Origin of the sequence: Chryseobacterium joostei (assembly GCF_003815775.1) — a bacterium.
Taxonomy (GTDB): domain Bacteria; phylum Bacteroidota; class Bacteroidia; order Flavobacteriales; family Weeksellaceae; genus Chryseobacterium; species Chryseobacterium joostei.
On sequence record NZ_CP033926.1, the window covers coordinates 422,775 to 438,044 of the forward strand.

The window sequence follows — 15,270 nt, forward strand, 5'->3', positions numbered from 1 at the left end:
AAATACATTTGAAAAAGAATGATTTAATTGTAAAATTAAGACCCACAAAATTACGAATTTTTTGGCGAAAATTTACGTTTGTCCTATTTCTAAAATAATATATTTTGAAACCTAAAAAGATGCTTAAAGATCAAAAATGGGACTATGAAAAATAAAAATATAAAAGTATTTTGTGGACTTATTTAGGTTTTTCAATTTATTTTTATCGTATTATAAATGGTTTATCTGTCTTCAATATGTTTTTTCATTAAGGTATTGTTTTATGTTTTAAAATTATTTAAAATTGTATTCATAAATATGTAATATAGAAATGAGAAAATTATTCAGAGATCTAGTTACACATTTAATGAGAAAAAGATAAAAAACTACTCCCTCGGACACACAAAATGCAGCACATTATGCTGCATTTTTTTATGACAAGTATCATTTGCCTGTCTACACGAACTCTCTTACTTTTGAATCCTGTTAAAAGAAACTACGGAAACGATTATGATCAAAAAGATAGGAAGTGCTTTTTTTCTTGGATCTTTACTTTGGGTAAATGCACAGGAAAAGACAACGGATATAGAAAACATTGAATTTCAGGGTAAATTTATTTCTACACCTTACAAAAGCGCCAACCAGAATATTACTGTAATTACAAAGGAAGATATTGCTAATTCTCCCTCTAAAAGTATTGATGAAATTCTTCAGCAGGTTCCGGGAATGGATATCCGAAGAAGAGGAGCGAATGGAGTACAGAGTGATATTGGCTTCCGTGGAAGTTCCTTTGAACAGGTATTATTGCTATTGAACGGAATCAGGATGAATGATTCCCAGACAGGTCATAATTCCATGAACATCCCTGTAGATCTTGAGGATGTAGAAAAAATAGAGATCATAAAAGGTCCTGCAGCCCGACGTTTTGGCCAAAATGCCTATGCGGGTGTTATCAATGTGATTACAAAGACAACTCCGGGAAAACGTGTTAAAATAAGTGCAGAGGGAGGAGATAATGCTTCCTATGGCTTAGGCTTCAATGCACAGCTGGGAAATGAAAAATTCTCAAATTCACTTCAGGCAAATTCTTCGGCTTCACAAGGATATATCTACAATACTGATTATGAAATCAGGAATGTGTTTTATCAGGGAAAATTGAATATTAAAAATGGTGATCTAAGGCTTCAGGCTGGTTTTTCAGAGAAAAAGTTTGGTGCTAATGGATTTTATGCTTCAAAGAAAGCAAGAGATCAGTATGAGGAAATGCAGGCTTCCATTGTAAGTGTGGCTCATCAGCAGACTTTTGGAAAATTAAAGCTTAATTCTAATGTATACTGGAGAAGAGGGCAGGACATGTACCTTTATACCAGGCAAAACCCTAATGGATATAGAAATATGCACATTGGAAACAATGTAGGCGGAGAAGTGAATTCCAGCTATCAATGGGGATTGGGAACAACCGGAGTAGGGATCGAATTAAGAAAAGAACTTTTGGTAAGCAGTAATCTTGGAAATCCCAATCGTTTCGTATCACAGGTATTCTTTGAACACCACTTTTCTTTATTGGATAAAAAACTGAATATAAGCCCTGGAATCTCATGGGCGAATTACTCCAAGGAAGGGAACTTTTTCTATCCGGGATTGGATGTAGGGTATAACTTTACTCCTAACAGTAAAATCTACGGAAATATAGCGAAAGTACACCGTATTCCGACTTTCACAGAACTTTATTATATAAGCCCAACTGAGCAAGGAAATCCAAATTTACAGCCTGAAAATGCTATTTCATCCGAAGTTGGATATCAGTATCAGAACAAAAAGATTTTAGCAAAAGTGAGTGGTTTTTTAAGAGACTCGAAGAATTCTATCGATTGGGTTAAAAAAGACATTAATGATGGTGTTTGGGCCGCAGGGAATGTAGGAGATATTAAGATTAAAGGAATAGAAGCCGAGCTTAATCATAGGGTAACAGACTGGTTAAAATACACAGTTGGATATACTTATATTGACAGTAAGTATAATGAACCTAATGAGTTTGTTTCGAGATATATTCTGGATAATCTGAAACATCAGTTTATTGCTAAACTAGAGACAAAGTTTCTTAAAAGCTTTACCAATGAGCTGGCCTATAGATACAATGAAAGGGTAAATCTAGGGACTTATAATCTTTTGGATGAGAAATTGAGCTTTACCCAAAAGGACTATTCTGTGTATGTTTTAATTAACAATGTGACCAATACAAAATATACGGAAGCTTTTGGAGTGGAAATGCCTCAAAGATGGTTCCATATTGGTTTTTCATACACAATTAACATTAAGTAGGTGTTAATTGTATATTAATGAAAGTTAATATTAACAAATTGTTAAAAAAATTACATTTGCAAAAATTTTTTATGAAACGTTTTTTAGGTTTAAGCTTACTTCTTAGTTTATCATTCTTCAAAGCACAGGAACACATTTCCAGCTTCAATGCAGTGACTTTAACCTACAAGTTTCATCCAAAGTTTTTCCTTTATGCTGAAGGGCAGCTGCGTGGTAACGAAGATTACACCTATCCGGATTATTATGAAATAAAAGGAGGGCTGGGATATAATCTTACGAAGAACCATAAACCTTTCATAGGACTGGGAAGATATGTTAACTATAAAGATCATAGCTTAAGCAGAGAAGAATTCAGGGTATGGCTTCAGGATGTTATTGATTTCAAAAAAGGCATCGTGAAGTTTGAAAACCGTTTCCGTGCTGAAAAAAGCTGGTTTTATGAGCCTCAGATTGATAAGACTTCTCAGAGAATGCGCTACCGTTACCGTTTGAACGTAAGTGTTCCGCTAAATGCTTCAACAATAAAAAAAGGGACTGTCTTTGCCAATGCCTACGATGAGATCTTCTTTGTAACCCCGATGAAGCCTACTTTTGCCAGAAACAGAGTATATGGCGGTTTCGGCTATCAGATCGATGATTACTTTGGAATTTTGACAGGATATTTATGGCAGCGTGAGTTTGAAGCCAAGGGAAACAAGAACCTGCACTTTATTTATCTTGCTCTGAACATCAATATTGATGGTACAGATCATCACGTGAAGACGTATGATTTCCCTGGTGCGGATTAATATTTTTCTATGAGATAGCGATAAGCTTTAAGATATTTATTAAACCTTTTAATGTCCTTAGGAGTAAGCTCTCGGTTTACTCTTCTAAGGTCCATATTATCACGGAGATCATTAAGCTTTACAGCAACGGCCAGTGGAGACCTCTCCGTTCTTTTAACAAACTCATCATAATCCTCCTCAGGATCAAACTTGGTAAGGCAGCTTACTGCGAAAATGATGTATTCCGGAAACCCCTCGGTTCTTAGATAATCAAGACTGAATTCCAGTGGATGATCTTCTACAACATCATGCAACACACCTACAATTTTTTCATCTATTGTTTTACCATATTCCATTACACGCATTACGTGGGCAATGTAAGGGGCATGGTATTTATCGGTTTGTCCTTTATGAGCCTTATCGGCGATTTTTATAGCTCTATTTAGTAATTCTTCTTTTGTCATTTTTCGATGAAAATAGAATACAAAAATAAAAAATGCCTCAAAAAATAAGGCATTTTTATCAAGATTATTTTAGATGATTTTAGGAATTTGTTTCATCCTCTACAGAAGCATTCGGAGCATTGTTTTTCACAGATTCTATGCCATTTTCCATTCCATTATCAGATTCATACATCTGGCTGGTTCCTATAATCTGACCGTTTCCTGCTTTAAGATTAAAATAACATCTGCCGTCTTTAGCAGTATTTCTTTCAAATTTAGAATCTTCCTGCGAATTGGTTTTTACAGAGCTGATGCCGTTTTCACATGATGGCTTTGTGCTATATCCCTGACTTGTTAGAATGACCTGACCGTTTCCTGCTTTAAGGTTGAACTGAAATTCTCCATTGGTTCTTTTTGAAATAATGAATTTTCCCATAGTAATAGTTTTTAGAATTGTTGTTTGGTTATTATTTAGATAGCATTGCTGCTTCTTTTCAATTAAAGATAAAAAAAATATTGGAATCTGCTGTTATTCAGTACTCAATTGATTTATTAGGATCATTGATGGTATATATTTTTTAATAAAAATTTTGTTTAATGCAGTACCAAATTTAAAATGATCAATAGAAAATAGGTATTGCTAATAAAATTAAAATGAGAATGTTTCGGGTAAAACAGTTATTATCATAAAAAAGCGTCCCATTTGGGACGCTTTTGAATCAAATTTATGTTATAAAAGACTAATAATTTCCTTTTTCAATATAATGAGCAGCTACCTTTTCAGTTAATGCCACTACATTTGGATTATTGGTATATTTTGTGAATCTTCTTAATCCTGAAAGCATCATTCTTTGCTCATCTCCTTCAGCGAAAGAAATAATTCCTTCCTTAGCTGCCACTGTAATTTTCTCAACAGCTTTGTAAAGGTTCAATTGAGCCATTGCCGCTTCTACAGAATCAGGAGAGAAGTGTTTTTCAGCTCTTAATACTGCAGATTCTGCCATATAGATTTGGTTAAGGATCTCAGAAGCATTCAATAATAAATGTTGTTGCTTTTCAATATCCATCATGTATTTTTGAAGAGCAGCACCAGATACCATTAAGAATACTTTTTTAAGGTTAGCAATAATTGCTTTTTCCTCACTCATGAATTCTGAATAATCAGGAACTTCAAATGATGGAATACCCATTAATTCTTTGCTGATAGCCATTGCAGGAGATAAAAGATCTAATTCTCCTTTCATTGCTCTCTTAATAAGCATTCCTACAGCTAATAATCTGTTGATTTCGTTTGTTCCTTCGTAGATTCTTGAAATTCTTGAATCTCTCCATGCAGCTTCCATTGGAGTATCTTCAGAGAATCCCATTCCTCCGTATACCTGAATTCCTTCATCTGCAGTGTGTTGTGCAAGATCAGAAACGAATACTTTAAGGATTGAACATTCTACAGCGAATTCTTCAACCCCTTTTAATTCTGCTTCCTGATGGCTTAATCCACCTGCTACCAATTCATCTATTTTATCCTGAACATCTTTGGCAGCTCTGTAAGAACCAGCCTCACTTACGAAAACTCCGGTTGCCATTTCAGCAATTTTCTTTCTGATTGCTCCGAAAGTAGAGATAGAAACATTAAACTGCTTTCTCTCGTTAGAGTACTGAATAGAGTGGTTTAGGATTCTTCTTTGTGCATCCAAACAAGCAGCTGCTAATTTGATACGACCTACGTTCAATGCATTTAGAGCGATTTTGAAACCATTGTTTCTTTCTCCTAAAAGATTTTCTACAGGGATCTTCATATCATTGAAGAAAACCTGACGAGTAGATGAAGCACGGATTCCTAGTTTGTGCTCTTCCTCTCCGAAAGTTAAGCTTTCAGGATTCTCAAGTTCAGAACGGTTAATTACAAAACCTGTGATGTTTTTATCATCATCAATTTTAGCGAATAACGTGAATGTATCAGCAAATCCTGCATTGGAGATCCACATTTTCTGACCATTGATGATATAGTGTTTTCCGTCTTCGGAAAGTTTTGCTCTTGTTTTTCCAGAGTTTGCATCAGAACCTGCATCAGGCTCAGTTAAGCAGTAAGCTCCGAATTTTGTACCTGTTGCCAAGTCCGGAAGGTATTTTTTCTTTTGTTCCTCAGTTCCGTAAAGAACGATAGGTAGGGTACCGATTCCGGTGTGTGCTCCATAAGCGGTAGCCAATGAACCTGTAGTTCCTGAAATATAGTCACAAGCAAGCATTGTAGTCACAAAGCCCATTCCAAGACCTCCGTACTCCTCTGGTACAGCAATTCCCAGCATTCCCATGTCACCAAGCTTACGCATTGTTTCTTCAGTGAAGGCATAGTCTTTCTTTTCAAAACGCTCTCTTTGAGGAACAACCTCTCTATCTATAAATTCTTTTGCAGAATCGCGAAGCATCTTTTGCTCCTCATTTAATTCTTCAATACTGAAAATTTCGTTTGCAGGAATTTGTTTGATTAGGAATTCACCTCCTTTTAGTGTAGCCATATATTATTTTGTTTTTATAACGATTAGTAATGTTGTATTAACGTATTCATGTAAAATGTATTTATGATTTTAGTTTAAACTTCATGAATACATTTTACATAAATACATCAGTACATTTTATAGTAGTTCAAAAATAGAAGCAGCTCCTTGTCCTGTTCCCACACACATGGAAACCATTCCGTATTTGTTGCCTCTTCTTCTCATCTCGTCTAGAAGTTGAACAGTTAGTTTGGTTCCGGTACATCCCAGTGGGTGACCAAGAGCAATTGCTCCTCCGTTTACGTTTAAGATATCAGGGTTTAAGCCTAATTCTTTCTTAATGGCAACCGACTGAGAAGCGAAAGCCTCATTAAGTTCAATCAAATCGATGTCTTTTAATTCTAAACCTGCTTGTTTTAAAGCCTTTGGAATAGCATAAATTGGCCCCATTCCCATGATTCTTGGTTCAAGTCCGGCTGCGGCATAAGCTACTAATCTAGCTTCAGGCTCAAGTCCTAGTTCTTTTACCATTTCTTCACTCATTACCATTACGAAAGCCGCTCCGTCACTCATTTGAGAAGAGTTTCCGGCAGTTACGCTTCCTCCGTTGGCAAATACGGGTCTTAGTTTTGATAATCCTTCAAAAGAAGTATCTTTTCTTGGACCTTCATCTATAGAGAAGTCAAACTTTTTAGTCTGCATTTTCTGGTTTTCATCCAGAAAGTTATATTCTACAGGAATTGGAACAATTTGGTTTGTGAATTTCCCCTCCTGATTCGCTTTTAAAGCTTTCATATGAGATTCAAAAGCAAACTGATCCTGTTCTTCTCTTGTAATATTGTATTGTTTTGCTACCTCTTCAGCAGTGTAACCCATTCCCCAATAGTAATCAGGGTTTGTTTTTGCAATATCCGTTTCAGGAACAGGCTTGTAACCTCCCATAGGGATGTAAGACATAGATTCTGTTCCTCCAGCGATGATACAATCTGCCATACCAGCCTGAATTTTTGCAGAAGCAATAGCGATTGCCTCACTTCCTGAAGCACAGTATCTGTTGACAGTTACTCCCGGAACTTTATCTGTATTTAACCCCATTAGAGAGATCAGACGAGCCACGTTCAGTCCTTGCTCAGCCTCTGGCATTGCATTTCCTACGATAAGGTCATCTATTCTGTTTTTATCTAATTGTGGAAGCTCAGCCATTAATTTTTCAATAACTGTAGCTGCCATTACATCGGGTCTTGTAAATCTTAGACTTCCTTTTGGAGCTTTTCCAACGGCAGTTCTGAAACCCTTTACTATATATGCTGTTTTCATTTTTTTTTGTATTAAAGTATTTATGTAAAATGTATTTATGATTGAAATGTTTAAGTACTAAATTTCTGCTTCAACTTTGACAACATATTTTGTATATGCTTAATTTCTGAATAAATACTATTAAAATCATCACCTTTAAAGAAACCTAAATCATTTGCAATCAATATCTGGGTTTCAAATTCAAATGAAGAGCCTAGTGCTATATTTAAGAAATGTGAAAATTGAGCATTTGTATCTCTGCCTGCACCCTCAGCGATATTAGAAGGAATTGAATATAAACTTCGTCTTGATTGTGATGTCAGTCCGAACATTTCATCTTTTGGAAAATTGCTTGAAGCCAAATAAAATATTTTACAAAGCTTCATGGATTTTATCCAAACTTCTAAATCTCTGAAATTATGCATCGTGAATACATTAATACTTTTTACATTTTACAAAAAATTTTAGTTTCTTAATGGTTTTCCATTTTGTAACATGTACTGAATTCTTTCCAATGTTTTTCTTTCACCACAAAGTTGTAAGAATGTTTCTCTTTCAAGATTCAATAGATATTGTTCAGTAACAACAGTAGGTTCAGATAAGTTTCCACCTACCATTACGTTGGCTAGCTTGTCTGCAATTTTCTTGTCGTGTGCGGAGATGTAGTTTCCGGTAAGCATTTGATCTGTTCCTACATAGAACATTCCTAAGGCATCTTTACCAAGAACTTTTACTTTCTGCTCGATAGGTTGAGTATAGCCTTGTTCTGCTAATAGTTTTGCAACTTTTTTAGCTTCTGCAATCTGTCTGTTTTTGCTTACTGAAACAATGTCCTTACCTTTTTCAAGGATTCCCATGTCGTAGGCTTCATAGGCAGAAGTAGCTACTTTACCCATGGCGATGTTCATGAATGCTTCACGAAGTCTGTTATTTTTAACATCATCACTGTGGAATTCTCTGGAAGTTCTTAAAGTAAGTTCCTTTGTACCACCACCACCAGGAATTACGCCCACTCCGGTTTCTACCAGTCCGATGTAAGTTTCTGCTGCTGCAACCACTCTGTCTGCATGCATAGTCATTTCGCATCCACCTCCTAACGTCATTCCGTGAGGAGCAACGACTACAGGAATAGAAGAGTAACGAACTCTCATCATTGATTTCTGGAAGTAGGCAATAGCCATATTTAAATCATCCCAATCCTGCTCAATAGCCATCATAAGGATCATTGCAAGGTTTGCTCCTACAGAGAAGTTAGTGCCTTGGTTACCAACTACCAGTCCATCATATTCTTTTTCAGCAAAATCAATTGCTCTATTTAATCCATCAAGAACTTCGCCTCCAAGAGAGTTCATTTTTGAACGGATCTCAAAGTTGATGATGCCATCACCTAAATCTTCAATAGAAGCTCCTGAATTGCTCCAAAGTGTTTTGTTTTTTCTGATATTATCTAGAATGATAAATGCATCCTGACCAGGGATTTTGTTGTATTCTCCTGAGTTTTTATCAACATAAATACTTTGTCCCTCATCATTAACTTTATAGAAAGTCTCTACATTTTTTACCCAGTCTGAAACTTCATAACCAGCATCTTTAGCCAATTCAATACCTTTTTGAACACCTACGGCATCCCAGATCTCAAATGGACCATTTTCCCATCCGAAACCGGCTCTCATGGCATCATCAATTTTATAAACCTCGTCAGAAATTTCAGGAACTTTATGAGAAACGTAAGCAAATAATGCTCCTAATGATTTTCTGTATAATTCACCAGCCTTATCTTTTCCTCCGATTAATACCTTGAATCTGTCAATTGGCTTATCGATGGCTTTTGTTAATTCCAGTGTAGGGAATGATGATTTTCCTTGAAGTTCATATTCTAAAGTATCAAGATTCAATCCGTGAATTTCAGATTTTCCTTCTGCATTTTTCACTTTTTTATAGAAACCTTGTTCAGTTTTTGAACCCAGCCATTTGTTATCCATCATTTTCTGGATATAAGGTGGAAGAGCAAATACATCATTGAAGTCATTGGCTTCAGCACCGCTCTGGCGAACCCCATTGGCTACCATTACTAAGGTATCAAGACCTACAACGTCAGCTGTTCTGAATGTTGCAGATTTTGGACGTCCAATTACAGGACCTGTTAATTTATCTACCTCAGAAACAGTAAGTCCTAATTTTTGTACATTATGAAGAAGATCCATCATAGAGAATACCCCGATTCTGTTGGCGATGAAAGCAGGAGTATCTTTTGCTAAAACAGTAGTTTTGCCTAAGAATTTAGCCCCATAATTCATATAGAAATCGATAATCTCAGGATCTGTATCGTTTGTAGGGATAATCTCAAGAAGAGGAAGATATCTTACCGGATTAAAGAAGTGGGTACCTGCGAAGTATTTTTTGAAGTCATCACTTCTTCCTTCTGTCAAGAAGTGAATTGGAATTCCGGATGTATTTGAAGAAATTAATGTTCCCGGTTTTCTGAACTGCTCAATCTTTTCATATACTGACTTTTTAATATCAAGTCTTTCTACTACTACTTCAATGATCCAGTCAGTATTTTTAATTTTCTGTAGATCGTCATCGAAGTTTCCTACTTTGATTCTGTCTGCAAACTTTGGAGAATAAAGAAGTGCAGGGCTGGCTTTTTTAAGTTTTTCAAAGTTTTCAGTAGCAATTCTGTTTCTTACTACCTTATCATCTTTGGTCAAACCTTTTTTTTGTTCAGCTTCAGTCAATTCAAAAGGGACAATATCCAAAAGTGACACTTCCACACCGATGTTGGCGAAGTGAGCTGCGATACCGCTACCCATAATTCCTGAACCAAGAACCGTTACATGTTTGATTCTTCTTTTCATATGTAAATTTTTATTTTTTATAAGGTCGTATGTAACCATACGGTTTCATGATAATTTATTTTCTGTTATTTAAAAGTTCATTGGCTATTTTCATGATCTCCGTCATGACCTCCTTAAAGGTTTCCAATCTCTCCGGAGCAATCTTTTCCATCACCTTTTTATTAAAGTTGACGACAACTTCTTTTGACATGTTTCTGGAGTTTAATCCTTTATCTGTAAGTTTGATGATCACCTCTCTTTTATCAGTGGTGGTCTTTTCCTTATAAATATATCCGTTGTCTTCAAGAAGTTTGATGATTCTCGTTAAGGAAGTAGGCTCTATGGCCATCTTGGGTCCAAGATTGGTACTTCGTGTTCCTTCCTTGGGATCAATTTTAAGAAGGGTGAGGGCTTGCACAGCTGTGGAATCGTGTTCCTGAGCCAGTTCTGTGTACATTTTTGAAACAGCCAACCAGGTCTGCTTCAAAATTAAATCTACGTTTTCTATTTTTTCCTTATTATTATCCATCATTTTTGCGCTAATGGTTTTACCCAAATTTAGTAAATATTATGCATGCATAGTATTTATTAACGTTAAATTTTGTTAATAAGCTGATAATAAACAGATTAAATTATATGAGTAGCATAATACTATGCATGCATAGTATATGAAATAATCAAATAAAACCTCAGATTAATAAATGTTTGCAACGAAATTGATGATTTCTTCAAAAGATTCATATTGGTGTAATGCGGAATCATTAGTAATTACCCAAAAGTTGTCCCTAAACTCAAAATTTAGGAAAGAAAGGTCCTTTTGAAAGTTTTTTTGAAGCAAAGAATACAGCATTTCTTTCTGAACCTGGGGTGCAGAGATGTGCGGTGGAATAAAATTTTCGTGTATTTGGAATAATGAAGCATTCGTAAGTTCATCATGCTGAAGTAAAACATCCTCAACAATTCCTGTATGCAGCTCGGTATTTTTCACATACCAGATCTTGTCTGCAAATTCCTTAGCCAGCCTCCAGTCGTGGGAAGAAAACAATATCAGTTTATTTTGTTCCTTGGCTAATCTTCTCAACGTTTTAAGAATAATGATTTTATTTTTTTCATCCAGATGGGTTGTTGGTTCATCCAAAATAATAATAGGAGAGTTCTGAGTGATAGCCCTTCCTATGAATGCTTTCTGAAGATTTCCATCTGAAAGATTTTTAAGCAAAGTATATCTGTACTGATTCAAATCCAGTTCCTCAATAATATGAGCAACTTCATCACGGTCTTCTTTTTTCAGTTCAAAATAAAAAGGGTAGTAGATATATTTTCCCAATGATATAAGGTCTTCAACCGTATAATGCTGGGGGATAACCGATTTTGAAAAGACAATCGCTATATTTTCTGCAATTTCCTTTACGGAAATTTTTTTTACATTTTTTCCATTAATCAAAATCTCACCATCTAATAAAGGGATTTGATGAAGAACAGATTTAATTAAAGTAGTTTTCCCAACACCGTTATTTCCAATCAATAAGCATACATCTCCAAGCTTCAAACTTGCATTAGCATTTGAAATTAAAGTTTTATTGTAACCAATATTTGCTTGTTTGATTTGTAGGTGCATATTGAGGATTCGTTAGGTGCAAAATGTTTTACAAAAATACTATTTTTAGGATTCAAAGAATTTGACTTTATCAAATTTTATGTGTTTTCATCTTATAGACCATTTACAATCCTTGTTACTCCATTTTTGAAGACATCAGATTGAAAGTTAAGTAACAGCCCTAGCTTACAGCCGGTCATTTTTAAATAAGTTAAAAGTTGTGCTTTATGAGTTGGAGCTATGTAGTCGACGGTTTTTATTTCTAAAATGACTTTATTTTCTAAAATTATATCAAGCCTAAAAGCATTTTCAATTCTTAATTCTTCATAAATGATAGGAAGCAGTTTTTGTTTTTCTATTGAAAATCCTGATTTTGTTAATTCATAAAACATACATTCTTCATAAACATGCTCAAACAAGCCCGCTCCAAGCTTTTTATGAATTTTTAATCCTGTTTCAAAAACGATTTTTGATAATTCATTTTCTGTCATTTGTGGTTTTTTGTTGAATCTAAATATATGAATTGTTGCTTAATAATTGTGAGATCGAAGACTGTAATCTATGATGTATAAGAAAATTAAAAACCTTCAGAAAGTGTGAGTATAGTTTTTTGTTGGAAAGCGCAAAGGCGCAAAGGTTTGTAATACATTGTGTATATTTTTAAGGCGCAAGAAAATCAAAGATTTTCAGCAAATGTGAGTGTAATTTTAGGATTTAAATATGCCGTTTTCAATTTTATTGAAGATAAAATCCTTGCACCTTAAAAAAGTTATAAATCAAAAAATAACCTTGCGCCATTGCGCTTTCCAACAAAAAAATTATACTTTATTCTGCCTCAAAAGCATCACAAGAATTACGGGAATTCCAAATACAGAACTTATCACATTCAATGGGATCTGTGTTTTTTCTGCAATCACAGAGAAGAACAGCATGATTAGCATTCCCAGAAACATGTTAAGGATCCACTGTTGCCATAATTTTGAGGGATTGTAGATCAATCTGCAGAAATGAGGAACAATAATCCCTATAAATAAGATAGGTCCCAAAAATGCTGTAATAGAAGCTGAAAGTAGGGAAGAAGCTACTATAATCAGTAGTTTTAATTGTTTTAAATTCACTCCTAGACTCTGTGCATAAGATGTTCCCAGGGAATTTCCAATTAAGGGTTTTACGGATTTAAAGCAGAAAAATAATCCTATTAATACTAAGATTGATAAAACATAGATCTGATTTCTGGTGACCATATTATTGGCTCCAAATGACCATAAAATGTAATTCTTCAGGCTTTGGTTTTCAGCATAGAACTGTAGCAGAGACACTATTGCCCCCGCAAAGGCAGATACCAGAAACCCGAAAATAATAAGATATGACTTGTCCTGAAATTTGTTTGACATTGATAAGAGCACCAGCATTAGGCCGAGGCCTCCACCAACAGCAGATAAACTAAGGAAACTGTTCTGTAAAAATTCAGGAAGAAGAATATTGTGTGAGAAAAATATGTAGAATGCTACCGATAAACTGGCTACAGACGTAATCCCCAAAATATCAGGTCCAGCCAGTGGGTTTTGGAAATATTCCTGCATTAGAAATCCTGAAGTGGGGATTGAAATTCCTGCCAGAATCATCACCAAAACACGATTTATACGGATTTCAGCAATCTGGCTTTGAGCAGAATCCTGAAAGAAATCCTGTAAGCTTAAACTCAAAAATCCTGTATTCAGATTAATGACTGCACTTACAATAATTGCAATGACTAATAATAAACACAGGATTTTAAATCTTTTTGACATTATTCAGAAAGAGTTCTGTATGTTTTTACTTTAAAAAAGCATCAATTTTAGAATTCAATACTTCTTCCGTCATCATTCCCAGATATTCATCTGTCTGATTTCCTTTTCTCATGAAAGTAAACGGAATTGAACCTCCATTCCATTGCTTGAAATTCTTGGAGAAGAAATTTTGATCCAACTTTTGACCATCCAGTAAAATAACATTCGCACCAAGATTATTTTCTACAACGAAATCTTTAACTGCGGTATCCCAATCATTTTTATCATCAAGGTTTACGAAAGTGAATTTTACAGGTTTATCCTTTAATTCCTGCATTTTATTTTTGAAACTCGGTATTTCTTTCATACAAGGGCCACACCATGTTGCAAAAAAGTTAGTTACATATAAAGTATCATTATTTTTGGCTAAGTGTAGACCTACATTTTCAGGAGAAAGTTCTTTGGGGACATGCGTACTTCCTTGTGCTGTAGTATTTTGAGTTACAGAAAGAGAATCTGTAGTGGTAGTACCATCAGTCTTCGGGCTTTCTTTTTTGCAACTGTAAACTGCAGTCAGGATTAACATGGACAAAATTATCTTCTTCATAAATTATTTTTTATCTATTTTTGAATTGAAGTTATGGAACAACAAATCTATAAAGGGAAACTTATACAGTTTCATCCGTTAAAAATAGCGAAAAAGGTAGAGCTGACCAAAAATACTTTTTCTCTGGAGTTAGATATTCCGGAGAATTTGAAAGAAAACTTTAAGTTTGAAGCCGGGCAGTTTATAAGTGTTAAATTTCAATCCCGTGGTAAAGAGATTATTAATGATTATTCAATGACTTCTGCTCCTTACGAGGGAAAAATATGTCTGGGAATAAAGGTAAATTCTACTGAGGGAGACACTTTCCAATTGTTTAAGAACTACAATACAGGAGATGAACTTCTGATAAGTGAACCTGCCGGAAGATTTACTTTGGTATCTAAACCCAGTGAATTCAGAACAATTGTTGCGTTTGCTGCCGGCATTGGAATTACTCCTATTTTAAGCCATTTTAAAAATATTCTTCATAATGAACCCAGAACAAGATTGTTTTTGTTTTTTGGAAATAAAAGTTCGGATGATCTGATTTATCGAGATCAATTGGATAATCTTGCCAGAACCTGTGGTGACAGACTCCAGATTTTCTACTTTTTTTCACAGGAAAAAACTGCAGATCAGTTTTTCTATGGTAGATTGGATGAAAAGAAGTTAAATTTAATTATCAATCAAATTCTTCATTTGGATGATACGGATGAGGAGTCTACCATTTGGGATGCTGTGGATGAAGTTCTTATCTGTGGAAAGGGAGAAATGATTAAAACATTGGCAAATGCTTGTTACCACCATGGAATTCCGAAAAGGAACATTCATTTTGAACTTTTTGAGGAGTATAATGATGATATTTATCCTGTAGAAAAAGAATTTCCAATTATTGAGAATATAGAGGTGGAATTTACCATGCTTGGAAAAAAATATACAGCTCAACTTCCTGATAATAAGGATAGAATTCTTCAACAGCTCTTGCTTCAAAAATTTCCAGTCCCTTATTCCTGCAAGTCCGGAATCTGCGGAAGCTGCGAATGTTCTTTAGAGGAGGGAGATGTGGAACTGTTAGAAAATGAGTATCTTACAGAAAAAGAAGAAAATCAAGGCCACATACTGGCTTGCATGTCTATTGTGAAAAGTAAAAAAATAAAGCTTAACTTTGATCTTAGTTGA

Annotated in this window: 14 protein-coding genes; 3 read left to right on the forward strand and 11 right to left on the reverse strand. The window is 34.9% G+C overall.

The annotated features are described in order from the left end of the window. Positions 1 to 489 precede the first annotated feature (489 nt). Together EG359_RS01990 and EG359_RS01995 are read left to right on the forward strand one after the other, a co-directional pair. Entirely contained in the window at positions 490 to 2,301 is a 1,812-nt protein-coding gene (locus tag EG359_RS01990; RefSeq protein ID WP_076355512.1) for a TonB-dependent receptor plug domain-containing protein, read from the forward strand. A gap of 71 nt (positions 2,302 to 2,372) precedes the next feature. Continuing rightward, positions 2,373 to 3,089, forward strand: coding sequence for a DUF2490 domain-containing protein (locus tag EG359_RS01995; protein WP_076355510.1), 717 nt, complete (start codon positions 2,373 to 2,375; stop codon positions 3,087 to 3,089). Here EG359_RS01995 and EG359_RS02000 read toward each other — a convergent pair. From EG359_RS02000 to EG359_RS02050, 11 genes are all read right to left on the reverse strand, one after another. Continuing rightward, entirely contained in the window at positions 3,086 to 3,532 is a 447-nt protein-coding gene (locus EG359_RS02000; protein ID WP_076355508.1) for a phosphohydrolase, read from the reverse strand. The two genes, EG359_RS01995 and EG359_RS02000, sit on opposite strands and share 4 nt — an antisense overlap. Before the next feature lie 79 nt (positions 3,533 to 3,611). Then, the gene (locus tag EG359_RS02005) at positions 3,612 to 3,947 is read right to left on the reverse strand and encodes a YegP family protein (RefSeq protein ID WP_076355506.1); all 336 of its coding nucleotides are present in this window, start codon (positions 3,945 to 3,947) and stop codon (positions 3,612 to 3,614) included. 304 nt (positions 3,948 to 4,251) lie between these two features. Continuing rightward, entirely contained in the window at positions 4,252 to 6,027 is a 1,776-nt protein-coding gene (locus EG359_RS02010; RefSeq protein WP_076355504.1) for an acyl-CoA dehydrogenase family protein, read from the reverse strand. A gap of 117 nt (positions 6,028 to 6,144) precedes the next feature. Then, positions 6,145 to 7,323, reverse strand: a complete 1,179-nt coding sequence (locus EG359_RS02015) for a thiolase family protein (protein WP_076355502.1) — start codon at positions 7,321 to 7,323, stop codon at positions 6,145 to 6,147. A gap of 50 nt (positions 7,324 to 7,373) precedes the next feature. Further along, on the reverse strand, positions 7,374 to 7,688 hold the full coding sequence (locus tag EG359_RS02020) for a four helix bundle protein (protein ID WP_262707007.1): 315 nt from the start codon (positions 7,686 to 7,688) through the stop codon (positions 7,374 to 7,376). A gap of 78 nt (positions 7,689 to 7,766) precedes the next feature. Beyond that, complete coding sequence (locus EG359_RS02025; protein WP_076356014.1) at positions 7,767 to 10,160, reverse strand: 3-hydroxyacyl-CoA dehydrogenase/enoyl-CoA hydratase family protein; 2,394 nt, start codon at positions 10,158 to 10,160, stop codon at positions 7,767 to 7,769. Between the two features lie 55 nt (positions 10,161 to 10,215). Beyond that, on the reverse strand, positions 10,216 to 10,668 hold the full coding sequence (locus tag EG359_RS02030) for a MarR family winged helix-turn-helix transcriptional regulator (protein WP_076356012.1): 453 nt from the start codon (positions 10,666 to 10,668) through the stop codon (positions 10,216 to 10,218). A gap of 165 nt (positions 10,669 to 10,833) precedes the next feature. Then, a complete protein-coding gene (locus tag EG359_RS02035) occupies positions 10,834 to 11,757 on the reverse strand; it encodes an ABC transporter ATP-binding protein (protein ID WP_076355498.1) in 924 nt (307 codons plus the stop codon). Positions 11,758 to 11,849: 92 nt separating this feature from the next. Further along, a complete protein-coding gene (locus EG359_RS02040; RefSeq protein WP_076355496.1) occupies positions 11,850 to 12,227 on the reverse strand; it encodes a GxxExxY protein in 378 nt (125 codons plus the stop codon). A gap of 327 nt (positions 12,228 to 12,554) precedes the next feature. After that, a complete protein-coding gene (locus EG359_RS02045; RefSeq protein WP_076355494.1) occupies positions 12,555 to 13,526 on the reverse strand; it encodes an iron ABC transporter permease in 972 nt (323 codons plus the stop codon). Positions 13,527 to 13,551: 25 nt separating this feature from the next. Next, positions 13,552 to 14,112, reverse strand: a complete 561-nt coding sequence (locus EG359_RS02050; protein ID WP_076355492.1) for a TlpA family protein disulfide reductase — start codon at positions 14,110 to 14,112, stop codon at positions 13,552 to 13,554. Between the two features lie 33 nt (positions 14,113 to 14,145). Here EG359_RS02050 and EG359_RS02055 point away from each other — a divergent pair, with 33 nt between their 5' ends. Beyond that, positions 14,146 to 15,270, forward strand: a complete 1,125-nt coding sequence (locus EG359_RS02055; protein WP_076355490.1) for a ferredoxin--NADP reductase — start codon at positions 14,146 to 14,148, stop codon at positions 15,268 to 15,270.